This is a genomic window from Streptomyces sp. NBC_00104, from assembly GCF_045160825.1.
GTDB lineage: Bacteria > Actinomycetota > Actinomycetes > Streptomycetales > Streptomycetaceae > Streptomyces.
In genome coordinates this window covers 8913989-8926538 of record NZ_CP108215.1, presented here as the reverse complement: position 1 = coordinate 8926538, position 12550 = coordinate 8913989, and the positions used below count along the sequence as shown (strand labels likewise).

Below are 12550 nucleotides of genomic sequence, written 5' to 3'. Positions count from 1 at the left end.
GTGTTGAACGTGCGCAGGGCCTCGGTGATCTCCGCCTCCGGCACGTCCGGATGGAGGGCGCGGTGACCGACGAGCACGAGCGCACTGGCCCGGCGGGGCTCGATGCCGAACTCGTCCTGGCCCGGCGGGGCTCGATGCCGAACTCGTCGCGGATGCGGTGCCGGTCCTCGTCCAGTCCCGTCAAACGATGTGCGGGGCGCCGTCACCGCGGACCAGCGGGAGGTCGACTCGTCACCGGGCGCGAGCCTGCGGTGCGCGGCCTCGCCGCCGAAACGACCGCCGAAGATGCGGTGCTGCCCCTCCAACGCGCTCTGGAGGTCCCGTTCGAGGGCGTCCGGGTCCTCGACGCCGTGCGCAGCTCTTCGAGACCGGCCGCACGACGGCGCAACTCGGTCTCCTGGAGGATGAGTTGCCTCTGGTCGTCGGTGGAGAGCAGGGCGAGGGCCGCCGGGGAGATGACGATGTCCGGGCGCGACGGCCGGGTCCTCGATGTCGATGCGGCCGTCACGCAGGACGCACTCCCGCCACAGGACCGTCTACGGCGCGGCCGCGTGGGATCACCCACCGTCCGGGCCGGTCCTCGGGTGCCCAGCATGCGCACCACGTTCCACTCGCCGGCGCCGGCCGCCGTGGCCCCCTGCCTCCGCCGGCAGCCGTTCGAGCTCCTTGCCACCCGGCGGCCGCGGCCGGTTCCACCAGCGCGTCGCCATGGTAGGGACTGTGCGATCAGGGTCGGACAACCCGATCACCGGCCACCGGCCACCGGCTTGCTGCCTACGCAAGCGTGCGTAGACCGTCTACGGAACCCTCAAATCAACCTCTGAACCCGTGTGCCAAGGCTTCAACTACCCCTGGGTCAGGGCACATTCTCGTCACACGGGGCCCGTCGGCACGGGGGCGGCGGGCCTCGACGGGGGAAAGGCCCCACGGGGGAAACGGGGCACGGGGGAACACGGGGGTCGGGGGGAAACGGGGGCCCGGGGATCGGGGGAGAACCGGGGAAACGGGGGAGGCCATGAGCGGCGGCGCGGCAAAGCGGCTCGCGTCATGCGAGGTCGCGCCGCTGCCGAGGCCTCCCCTCCCCCACCGCCGGACGACTCGGAGCACACCCTTGCCGTACGACGGCCCGGGCGCGGGGCCGGGCGGCCCACCCCCCGGATGAGCCGCCCCCAGACGTCCGTACGCCGTCGCCGACGGCCCTGCGGCACCGTCGGCGCCGTACGCCTCACACCCGCAACGCCCTGATCGACGTGGGCGCGTGTCCCGGCTCCGTCGCGATCTCCTCGAACTCCACCACGTTGCCGATGTCGTTCGTCGTGGACATCGAGATGTTGGTGACACGTTCCAGGATCGCCTCGACGACGACCGGCACCCGGTACTCCGCCGCGAGCTTCTTCGCCTGCTCGAAGGCGGCGCCCAGTTCGGCCGGGTCGGTCACCCGGATCGCCCTGCAGCCGAGGCCCTCGGCGACCTTGACGTGGTCGACGCCGTAGACGCCCAGCTCGGGCGAGTTGACGTTCTCGAACTCCAGGTTGACCTGGAAGTCGATGTCGAAGGCGCGCTGGGCCTGGCGGATGAGGCCCAGGTAGGAGTTGTTGACCAGGACGTGGACGTACGGGATGCGGTGCTGCGCCCCGACCGCCAGCTCCTCGATCATGAACTGGAAGTCGTAGTCGCCGGAGAGGGCGACGACGGACGCCTCCGGGTCGGCCTTCGCGACGCCGAGCGCGGCGGGGATCGTCCAGCCCAGCGGGCCCGCCTGGCCGCAGTTGATCCAGTGGCGCGGGCGGTAGACGTGCAGCATCTGGGCGCCGGCGATCTGCGAGAGGCCGATGGTGGAGACGTAGCGGGTCTCGGGGCCGAAGGCCTTGTTCATCTCCTCGTAGACGCGCTGCGGCTTGATCGGGATGTCGTCGAAGTGCGTGCGGCGCTGGAGGCGGGCCTTGCGGTCCTGCGTGGCGGCCGCCCACGCGGAGCGGTCCGGCATCCTCCCTTGCGCCTTCAACTCCCGTGCCACCGCCACGAACAGCTCCAGTGCGGCCCCGGCGTCGGACGCGACGCCGTAGTCGGGGGCGAAGATCCTGCCGATCTGGGTGGGCTCGATGTCGACGTGGACGAACGTCCGCCCGGCCGTGTAGACGTCCAGTTTCCCGGTGTGCCGGTTGGCCCAGCGGTTGCCGATGCCGAGGACGAAGTCGGACTCCAGGAAGGTCGCGTTGCCGTAGCGGTGCGAGGTCTGCAGACCGACCAGGCCGGCGTTCAGCTCGTGGTCGTCGGGCAGGACACCCCAGCCCATGAGCGTGGGGACGACGGGAACTCCGGTCAACTCGGCGAATTCCACGAGGAGTTCGGAGGCGTCGGCGTTGATGATCCCGCCGCCCGCGACGATCAGCGGCCGCTCCGACTCGTTCAGCAGCCCGATCGCCTTCTCGATCTGGGCGCGGGTGGCGGCGGGTTGGTAGACCGGGAGCGGCTCGTACGTGTCCGGGTCGAACTCGATCTCGGTGAGCTGGACGTCGATGGGCAGGTCGACGAGGACGGGACCGGGGCGCCCGGAGCGCATCAGGTGGAAGGCCTGCTGGAAGACGCCGGGGACCTGCGCTGCCTCCAGGACGGTGACGGCCATCTTGGTGACGGGCCTGGCGATGGAGGCGATGTCGACGGCCTGGAAGTCCTCCTTGTGGAGCACGGCCGTGGGCGCCTGGCCGGTGACGCAGAGGATCGGTATGGAGTCACCGGTGGCCGAGTAGAGCCCGGTGATCATGTCGGTGCCGGCGGGCCCCGAGGTGCCGACGCACACGCCGATGTTGCCGGGGCGGGTGCGGGTGTAGCCCTCGGCCATGTGCGCCGCGCCCTCGACGTGCCGGGCGAGGGTGTGCTGGATGCCGCCGGAGGCCTTCAGGGCCGCGTAGAAGGGGTTGATCGCCGCGCCGGGGACACCGAACGCGTCACGGACGCCCTCACGCTTGAGGATCTCGACTGCCGCGCGGGCAGCGGTCATACGAGCCATTGCGTACTCCTGCTTCAGCTGCCGGACTCGCGCTCCCGTCGCGCCCCGCGGTGAGCACTTCCGTATCTCGTCGATTGCCTGGGCGTATCACGTGTGCACATTTCCGCATTACGGAAATAATCTTCTGCTATCTGGAAGCAATGTAGGGGGCGGTGTCAGGAGCGTCAAGGGCGTGGGCGGCGGAATCCACCTTCGGCGTCTCGGGGTGTTTCCCTGCCGGGACAGCCCTGGCTGGAGGACGATGAGGGGGCGTTTTCGAGGGTGGCCCGGTGGTGGGGTGGGGTGGGGTGGGGTGGGGAGCATGAGCGAGAGCATGGCGGTGCGGTGCCCGGACTGCGGGCGGGAGCATCAGTACGCCGCGCCGGCCTACCCCTGTGCGTGCGGCGCCCCGGTCGCCCCGCCCCTGGACCGCCGCGCCGCCCCCACCTCCGTCACGCACCACACCTGGGACGAGGACTGGGTGACCGTGCGCTGCGGCGACTGCGGTCGCGCGGACCAGTGGCCCCATCCGGAGCTGGGCTGCTCCTGCGGGACCGTGCTGCGCGTTCCCGTGGCCGGCGGCGTACGGCCGCTGAGAACCGGCGGCGCCATGGACACGGCCGGAGTGCCCGCCGGACCCCGGGCGGCCTTCCGGCCCTACACCATCCGCACGGCCCGCGACGCGGTCACCGCCGTGGCCCTCTATCTGCGCTGGCTGGGCTACCGGGACATCCGCCGCGCCGACCAGCGCCAGCCCTCCGGGATCGGGCTGGCCACGCGGGGCGCCCTGGTCCAGGTGGACCCGTCGGTGCGCCCGGCCTCGCTGCGCGACGTCGAGTGCCTGTGGCTGACGGCCATGACGGAGTCCACCGACTGCGTCTTCTTCGCCCTCGCCGGGTACACGAGCGACGCCCGCGACCGCGCCGACGGCCTGGGCGTCTCCCTGTTCGTCCTGGACCTCACGGGCACCCCGCAGCCGGTGAACCGCGCGGCGACGACCCTCGTCGCCGCCTGCGCCGAGGCCTGAGCGCTCCTTGCGGGGCGCATCCCTACTCGGTCGTGTACCGCTCCCGCAGCTCGATCTTCCGCACCTTCCCCGACACCGTCATCGGGAAGGAGTCCAGGATCCGCAGCGCGCTCGGGATCTTGTAGTGCGCCAACTGCCCGTCGCAGAAGGCCCGTAGCTCCTCCAGCGTGAGCGGTTCGGCGGCCTCGCGCGGGATGACACAGGCCAGCACCTCCTCGCCGTAGCGCTCGTGCGGTACGCCCACCACCTGGACGTCGGCGATCTTCGGGTGGCCGTACAGGAACTCCTCGATCTCGCGCGGGTAGATGTTCTCGCCGCCCCGGATGATCATGTCCTTGATCCGGCCGACGATTTCGACGTACCCGTCCTCGCGCATCGTCGCCAGGTCGCCGGTGTGCATCCACCGGCCGGCGTCGACGGCCTCGGCGGTCTTCTCCGGCTCCTCCCAGTAGCCGAGCATCACGCTGTAGCCACGGGTGCACAACTCACCTGCCGCACCGCGTGGTCGGGTCACCCCGGTCACCGGGTCGACGATCTTCACCTCGATGTGCGGGAGGACGCGGCCGACCGTCCCGGTGCGGTGTTCCAGGTCGTCGTCGCGCCGGGTCTGGGTGGAGACGGGCGAGGTCTCCGTCATGCCGTAGCAGATCGAGACCTCCGTCATGTGCATCTCGGCGACCACCCGCTTCATCACCTCCACCGGACAGGGCGAGCCCGCCATGATGCCGGTGCGCAGGGACGAGAGGTCGTAGGCGTCGAAGTCGGGGAGGTTCAACTCCGCGATGAACATGGTCGGTACACCGTACAGGGAGGTGCAGCGCTCCTGCTGGACGGCGTCCAGCGTGGCCTTCGGGTCGAAGGCCGGGGCCGGGATGACGATGCAGGCGCCGTGCGAGGTCGCCGCGAGATTGCCCATCACCATGCCGAAGCAGTGGTAGAAGGGCACGGGCACGCAGATCCGGTCCTGCTCGGTGTATGCGATCAACTCCCCCACGAAGTAACCGTTGTTGAGGATGTTGTGGTGGGAGAGGGTCGCCCCCTTGGGGAAGCCCGTGGTACCCGAGGTGTACTGGATGTTGATCGGGTCGTCGCAGGACAGTTCCTCGTACGGCACCGGCGTCCCGCGCGCGATCAGCGCGTCCCAGCTCGGGTCCCCGATGTAGACGGTCTCCCTCAACTTCGGGCACCTGGAGCGGACTTGCTCGACCATCGACCGGTAGTCGCTCGTCCTGTGGCTGAGCGAGGCGAAGAGCAGGCAGACACCGGCCTGGTTGAGGACGTACTCGACCTCGTGGGTGCGGTAGGCCGGGTTGATGTTCACCATGATCGCGCCGATACGGGCGGTGGCGTACTGGACGAGCACCCACTCGGGGCAGTTGACCGCCCAGATACCGACCCGGTCGCCCTTGGCCACGCCGCTCGCGAGCAGGGCGTACGCCAACCGGTCCACGTCCGCGGCGAATTGGGCGTACGTCCAGCGCCGCCCGGACGGCACGTCGACGAGCACCTCGCGGTCGGGCCAGGCCGCGACCGCCCGGTCGAGGTTGGCACCGATCGTGTCGCCGAGCAGGACCGTGTCGCTCGTACCGTGCGTGTACGACGGCTCCGTCACCGGACGGCCTCCTTGTTCCGTCGTCGGACGGCCGCCTCGTTCCGTCGTCGGATGGCCGCCTCGCTCCGTCGTCGTCGCCGTCGTCGGAAGGTCTCCTCGTTCCGTCACCGGAAGTCCTCCTCGCGGTACTCCGCGTCCGAGCCCTCGGCCGTGGCCTCGCGCAGCTCGATGCGGCGGATCTTGCCCGACACGGTCTTCGGCAGGTCGCCGAACTCCAGGCGGCGCAGACGCTTGTAGGGCGCGAGGACGGTCCGGGAGTGCTCGAACAGCACCTTCGCGGTGTCCGGTCCCGGCTCCCAGCCGGCCGCCAGCACGATGTACGCCTTCGGTACCGCGAGCCGCACCTCGTCCGGCGCGGGCACCACGGCCGCCTCGGCGACGGCCTCGTGCTCCAGCAGGGCGCTCTCCAGCTCGAACGGGCTGATCTTGTAGTCGCTCGCCTTGAACACGTCGTCCGCGCGGCCCACGTAGGTGATGTAGCCCTCCACGTCCCGTGAGCCGATGTCGCCGGTGCGGTAATAGCCGCCGGCCATGGCCTCCGCCGTACGGTCCGGGTCGCCGTGGTAGCCGGTCATCAGGCCGACGGGGCGGTTGGAGAGGTCCAGGGCGATCTCGCCCTCGTCGACGTCGGGGGCGCCCGAGACGGGGTCGAGGAGAACGACCTTGAAGCCGGGGCCGGGCCGGCCCATCGAGCCGGTCTTCAGTTCCTGGCCGGGGCTGTTGGAGACCTGGACGGCGGTCTCGGTCTGGCCGAAGCCGTCCCTGATGGTGACGCCCCAGGCGCGCCGCACCTGCTCGATGACCTCGGGGTTGAGGGGCTCCCCGGCGGCGACGACCTCGCGGGGCGGGGTGCGCAGCTGGGTCAGGTCCGCCTGGATGAGCATGCGCCACACGGTGGGCGGGGCGCAGAAGGTGGTGACCCCCGCGCGGTCCATCTCCGAGAGCAGCCGGCCGGCGTCGAAGCGGGTGTAGTTGTGGATGAACACGGTCGCCTCCGCGTTCCACGGGGCGAAGAGGTTGGACCAGGCGTGCTTGGCCCAGCCGGGCGAGGAGATGTTGAGATGGACGTCGCCGGGCTTCAGGCCGATCCAGTACATGGTCGCCAAGTGGCCGATGGGATACGACACATGGGTGTGCTCGACCAGTTTGGGCCGGGCGGTGGTGCCCGAGGTGAAGTACAGCATCAGCGGGTCGGTGGCATTGGTCGCGCCGTTCGGCTCGAAGCGGGTGGGGGCCGCGTAGGCCTCCTCGTACGACCGCCAGCCGTCCACCGTGCCGCCGACCGTGGTCCGGGTGTAACGACCGGGTACGTCCTCGAACTTGGGGGCGTCCTCGGCCCGTACGATCACGTGCTTGACCCGGCCGCGCTCCACCCGGTCGCGCAGATCGGCGGGGCCCAGCAGCGGGGTCGCGGGGATGACGACGGCGCGCAGCTTCATCGCGGCGAGGGCGGTCTCCCACAGCTCCGCCTGGTTGCCGAGCATGACGAGGACGCGGTCGTCGGCACGGACGCCCCGGTCCCGCAGCCGGTTGGCGACCTGGGACGAACGCGCGGACATCTCGGCGAAGGAGAGCACGGTCTCGGTGCCGTCCTCCTCGACGATGTGCAGCGCGGTGCGGTCGTTCCCGCGTGCGATCACGTCGAACCAGTCGAGCGCCCAGTTGAAGTACTCCGGGCGCGGCCAGGTGAAGCCCTTGTAGGCCGTGGCGTAGTCCTCACGATGGGCCAGCAGGAAGTCCCGGGCCGCCCGGAACTCGTCCGTGGCGCTCGTCCTCGCCGACATGTGTCCTCCTCATTGCCGGACCGTTGCCTGACATCGTGTAATGCGTGATACACGTCTCACTACCCCCGAACGGGGGTGCGCCGCGCGGAAAGGGCGAGTTCGTGGCATTGGATCCCTCGGATTCCGTCGGGACGGCTCTGTCCGGCCGGGCGGACATGCGCGGCGCGCTGCACCAGCTGCGGCGGGCCACCGGGCTCCCGCTCGCCTTCGCGGGGCTGGTCGAGCCCGGTCCCGGGCAACTGCGCATCAGCGAACTCCAGGGCAACCGCACGACCGCGCTTCAAGGGCTGGCCGTGCACTCCGGGAACGGCCTCGGCGGCAAGACGGTGGCCCTGGCCCGCCCCTGCTGGGTGACCGACTACTCCGTCTCGCGCCAGATCAGCCACGAGTACGACGCCGCGGTCGCCGCCGAGGGCATCCGCTCCGTCCTCGCGGTCCCCGTGGTCGTACGGCGCCAGGTGCGCGGAGTGCTGTACGGAGCTCTGCGCTCGGCCCAGCCGCTGGGTGAGCGCACGGTCGGGGCCGCGCTGGAAGCGGCGCGGGACCTGGAGCAGGCGCTGGTGGTGCGGGACGAGGCGCGGAGTCTGCTGGCCGCGACCCGGGTGCCCGAGGGGGATTCCGCCGGGGCGTGGGAGGAGGTCCGGGAAGCGCACGGGGCGCTGCGCGCGCTCGCCCCGCGCATCGACGATCCGGATCTGCGGGCGGAGCTGCTGCGGGTGTGCGGGCGCCTCGTCGGCGTGGCCGGTGAGGAGGGCGCCACCGGGCCGACCGCGCCCGCCGCGGACGGCGCCACGACCATCGCCCTCACCTCGCGCGAGGTGGATGTGCTCGCGTGCGTCGCCATGGGCGCGACCAACGCGGTCGCGGCGCAGCGGTTGGGGCTGCGTCCGGAGACCGTGAAGGCGTACCTGCGCTCGGCGATGCGGAAGCTCGGGGCGCATACGCGCCTGGAGGCGGTGGTGGCGGCCCGCCGAGCGGGCCTGCTGCCCTGACCCACACCCTTTACGGGATGTGGCGGACGTCATCTTTCATGTAACAGGCATGTGAAATTCCTTATGCCGTACCCTTCCTGTTATTTCCCACACCCGGGCTACGTTCCGAAATTCAAAGACTGGATGCCTAATATTGGCCCGGACACGACACTCGAGGGGAGCGGTGGCCCGTGCGACGGGAGATCAAGGAGCCTGGGAGACCCCGCCCCGACCTGGTCATAGGCAGGGAGGAGCTGTTCGCGGGGGCCCGTGAGCAGCTTTCACGGGGCGGCAGCGTGCTCGTCCACGGCTCCGCGGGCATCGGTAAATCGACCGTCCTGCGCGCGCTGGCCGCGGAATACGACGAATCGGCACGGACGGTCCTGCGCTGCTCGGCCACCGAGTCCGAGTCGCATCTGCCGTTCCTCGCACTGAGCGATCTGCTCGGTCTGGTCATGGACGAGGTGTCCGACCAGCTGCCCGCCCCGCAGCGCACCGCTCTGGAGTCCGCGCTCACCGGCCGTGGCGAGTCCACGCTCCAGCGCGACGGGCTGGCCCTGCGGCTGGCCGTCCTGTCCACCCTGCGCGCGCTGGCCGCCAAGGGTCCGGTGCTGATCGTCGCGGACGACCTCCAGTGGCTGGATCCGGCCAGTGTCGAGCTGCTCGGGTTCGCCGCGCGACGGCTCGGCGAGCTGCCGGTGCGCATGCTGTGCGCCGTACGTACCTCGACGGACCCGCATGGTCACGAGCAGGACAGGTATCTACGCGCGTCCCCGCCCGACACCCTCGCCCTCCGGGTCGCTCCGCTGTCCAGGACGCATGTCGCCGAGCTGCTGGAGAACCGCGGCTACACCGGTCTGCCCCGCTCGACCGTGCGGGACATCCACCGCACCAGCGGCGGCAACCCGCTGTTCGCGCTGGAGCTGGGCCGCGCCCTCGCCGACAGTCCGACCCCGCCGCGTCCGGGTGAGCCGCTGCCCGTGCCGACCTCGCTGCGGACCCTGGTCCTGAACCGGCTGGACATGCTCTCGGCCGAGGCCCGCCGCACCCTGCTCGTCGCCAGCGCCGGTGCCCGGCCCACGGTGGCGCTGCTGCGGGCCGCCGGGCGGGAGAACGCTGAGGCGGAGACCGCGCAGGCCGTCGAGCTGGGGCTGCTCGCGCCGGAGCGGGAGGGGCCGGGCGTGCGGTTCGCGCACCCCCTGGTCTCCGCCGCGCTGTACGCCGAGGCGACCGCCCAGGATCGGCGGGCCGCCCACGCCGCGCTGTCCACCTCCGCCGTCGACCCCATCGAGCGGGCCCGGCATCTGGCGCTGGCCACCCACGGCACCGATCCGCAGGTCGCCGGGCAGCTGGGCGAGGCCGCGGCCGTGGCCCGGGACCGGGGCGCGCCCTCGGTCGCCGCCGAGCTGGGGCTGCTCTCGGCCCGGCACACCCCGGCGGACGCGACGCCGGGGCCGGACGAGCGGCGGTTGCAGGCCGCCGAGGACGCGCTGACCGCCGGGGAGAACGACCTGGGCCGGGACATCGCCCGTGAGGTGCTGAGCCGGGCCACCGAGCCCGCCGAGCGGGTCCGGGCCTGGATGGTGGTGATCGACGCGGCCGGTCAGTCCCTCGCCGAGGTCGACGCCGTCTATCCGCAGGTCCTCGCCGACGCGGGCGACGACCCGCGGCTGCTCGGCCTGGTCCGCTACCAGCTGGCCTGGCGTGCCCTGGTCCTCGAAGGCGACTTCGCCCAGAGCCGGGAGGAGGCCGCGCGGGCGGCGGAGCTGGCGGCGCGGGCCGAGGACCGGCGCACCGAACTGCTCGCGCTCGCCTTCCAGGCACAGGCGGAGATCCTGATGGGGCACCCGGACGCGCCCATGACGATCAAGCGGGCGCTGAGGGAGCCGCAGGACCCCCAGCTGGCGTGCCATCACAACGGGGCGGGCGCGACCCGCTTCCGCTGGCTGATGATGAGCGACCAGCTCGGCGAGGCCCGCGCGACGATCACCTCGCTGCTGCGTGAGGTGCGCCGGCGCGGCATGGTCGAGAGCGAGGTGCACTATGTGCGCTTCCTCGCCGAGACCGAGCTGCGTTCCGGGCACTGCGGCCGGGCCCTCGACCTCGCCCGCGAGGGCTACGTCCTCGCCCGGGACTCCGGCATCGGCGAGGGCGCGTCCGCCATGCTCACCTCGCTCGCGGAGGCCGCCGGCGGTGACGTGGAGCGGGCCCGGGCGCTCGCCCGTGAGGCCGCCGAGCGCGCCGAGCAGGACGGCGACCTGATGTACCTCTCCCGCGCCCTGGGCGCCCTCGGGCACGCTCAACTGGTGGCGGGGGACGCCCCGGGGACGGTCCAGTCGCTGCGCCGGGTACGAGAGTTGGAGGAAAGACTCGGTGTCAACGACCCCGCACGCGGCCGGTGGCACGGCGATCTCGCCGAAGCCCTGGTGCGGGTGGGCGAGTTGGCCGAGGCCCAGGACGTCATCGACGTCACCCGGCAGCAGGCGCTGCGACTCGGCCGCGAGAGCGTGCTCGCCGTCCTCGACCGGGCCGAGGCGCTGGTGCGCGCGGCACGGGGTGAACAGGACGCCGCCGTACGGCAGTTGACGTCGGCTCAGGACCGGCTGGCCAAGCTGGGCTACGGACTGGAGGAGGCGCGGGCCGCGTACGCCCTGGCGGGGCTGCGCACTCTCCCGCAGGCCCTCGGTGTCGCCCGGCCAGGGGGGACGCCCGCGTCCGGGCCGGGTTCGTACGACGAGGCGTCCCGGCTCTTCCGCCGCTGCCGTGCCCTGCCGTGGCTGCGCCAGGTGGAGGAGGCCACGGTCGCCCCGGCGCCCCCGCAGCAACCCGCGATCGCGCCGTCGGCGCTGGACGCCCTCGCCGTGCTCGCGGCGACGGAACGCCAGGTCGCGGAGCTGGTCATGGAGGGCGCGACCAACCGGGAGATCGCCGGCCGTCTGTACATCAGCGTGAAGACGGTCGAGGCGACACTCACGCGGGTCTACCGGAAGCTGGGCATCCGGTCGCGTGTGGACATCGTGCGTCTGGCGGCGGGACACCGTACGAACTGACCTCCCCGGGACCGGTTTGCCGGGCCCCCTCCCGGGGCCTGGGTCCTGTGCGCGCAGCGACCTTGCGACTCCAGCCTAGGCTCAAACCCCGGCCCGGGTCATCGAGGGTTTTCCCTCCTCAACTCCCTTAGGGGGATCCCCCCTTGGGAGGGGATCACTCCGGCTCATAGTTTTTGTGATGTGCCGCACGCCAGGGCACACAGACCGGCCCGCCGCCCCCGCTCGGCTCCCCCGAGCGGGGGCGACACCGCAGGTCTGTGCACCGCACCCCCCACCCGCGCGTCCCCCACCGGCAACTCCCCCATAGGAGAACCATGTTCGGGTTCAACCGCGTCAAGAAGTCGATGGTCGCCGCCGCGGCCACCGCTGCCGCCGCCGCTGCCGCGCTGCTCACCGCCCCCGGCGCCGTCGCCGCTCCCCAGCCCATCGTGGGTGGTACGACCACCACCGCGAGCGCGTACCCGTACGTCATGCAGATCACGAACGCCTCGCAGAGCCAGTTCTGTGGCGGCACTCTCGTGTCTCCCACCAAGGTGATCACCGCCGCCCACTGCATGGTCGGCAGAACCACCTCCAGCACCCGCGTCGTCGGTGGCCGCACCTACCGCAACGGCACGAACGGCACCGTCAGCACGCTCAGCAAGATCTGGATCCACCCGAGCTACAACAGCTCCACCATGACCAGCGACGTGGCCGTGCTGACGCTCGCGGTCGCGCAGCCGTACACCACGGCGTCCTACGTCAGCTCCTCGCAGACGAGCGTCTACGCGGCCGGCACCACCGCCCGCATCATCGGCTGGGGCACCACCTCCTCGGGCGGCTCCTCCTCCAACCAGCTGCGCACCGCGACCGTGCCGGTCGTGGCCGACTCGGTCTGCGGCAGCTCCAGCTCGTACGGCTCCGAGTTCGTGGCGAGCTCCATGGTTTGCGCCGGATACTCCTCCGGCGGCGTTGACACCTGCCAGGGCGACAGCGGCGGTCCCCTGATGATCGGGGGCGTCCTGGCAGGCATAGTTTCCTGGGGTTACGGCTGCGCCGACGCGCAGTACCCCGGGATCTACACCCGGCTGACCACCTTCTCCAACACGGTGGCCGCCCAGATCGCCTCGTAACCGAG

The 12550-nt window shown here is 71.6% G+C and carries 7 protein-coding genes; 4 read left to right on the top strand and 3 right to left on the bottom strand.

Annotated features, from left to right (window positions below; translation table 11 throughout):
- Nucleotides 1–1225: 1225 nt before the first annotated feature.
- Nucleotides 1226–3010, bottom strand: coding sequence for a glyoxylate carboligase (gene gcl / locus OG272_RS39065; RefSeq protein ID WP_405895641.1), 1785 nt, complete (start codon nucleotides 3008–3010; stop codon nucleotides 1226–1228).
- Nucleotides 3011–3311: 301 nt separating this feature from the next.
- Between gcl and OG272_RS39060 the strand changes: the two genes are divergently transcribed.
- Entirely contained in the window at nucleotides 3312–4016 is a 705-nt protein-coding gene (locus OG272_RS39060) for a hypothetical protein (RefSeq protein ID WP_327727148.1), read from the top strand.
- A 22-nt stretch (nucleotides 4017–4038) separates the two neighbouring features.
- Here OG272_RS39060 and OG272_RS39055 read toward each other — a convergent pair whose 3' ends face one another.
- Together OG272_RS39055 and OG272_RS39050 are read right to left on the bottom strand one after the other, a co-directional pair.
- Nucleotides 4039–5628, bottom strand: coding sequence for an AMP-binding protein (locus OG272_RS39055; RefSeq protein WP_327727149.1), 1590 nt, complete (start codon nucleotides 5626–5628; stop codon nucleotides 4039–4041).
- A 104-nt stretch (nucleotides 5629–5732) separates the two neighbouring features.
- Nucleotides 5733–7412, bottom strand: coding sequence for an AMP-binding protein (locus OG272_RS39050; protein WP_405895640.1), 1680 nt, complete (start codon nucleotides 7410–7412; stop codon nucleotides 5733–5735).
- A 101-nt stretch (nucleotides 7413–7513) separates the two neighbouring features.
- On the opposite strand from OG272_RS39050, the gene OG272_RS39045 reads away from it, so the two are divergent.
- The 3 genes from OG272_RS39045 to OG272_RS39035 all read left to right on the top strand — a co-directional run bounded on the left by OG272_RS39045 (nucleotide 7514) and on the right by OG272_RS39035 (nucleotide 12545).
- Nucleotides 7514–8404: a response regulator transcription factor gene (locus OG272_RS39045; RefSeq protein WP_405895639.1), complete on the top strand. Its 891-nt coding sequence runs from the start codon at nucleotides 7514–7516 to the stop codon at nucleotides 8402–8404.
- Between the two features lie 170 nt (nucleotides 8405–8574).
- On the top strand, nucleotides 8575–11433 hold the full coding sequence (locus tag OG272_RS39040) for an AAA family ATPase (protein WP_405895638.1): 2859 nt from the start codon (nucleotides 8575–8577) through the stop codon (nucleotides 11431–11433).
- Between the two features lie 314 nt (nucleotides 11434–11747).
- A complete protein-coding gene (locus OG272_RS39035; protein WP_327727153.1) occupies nucleotides 11748–12545 on the top strand; it encodes a serine protease in 798 nt (265 codons plus the stop codon).
- Nucleotides 12546–12550: the final 5 nt, after the last annotated feature.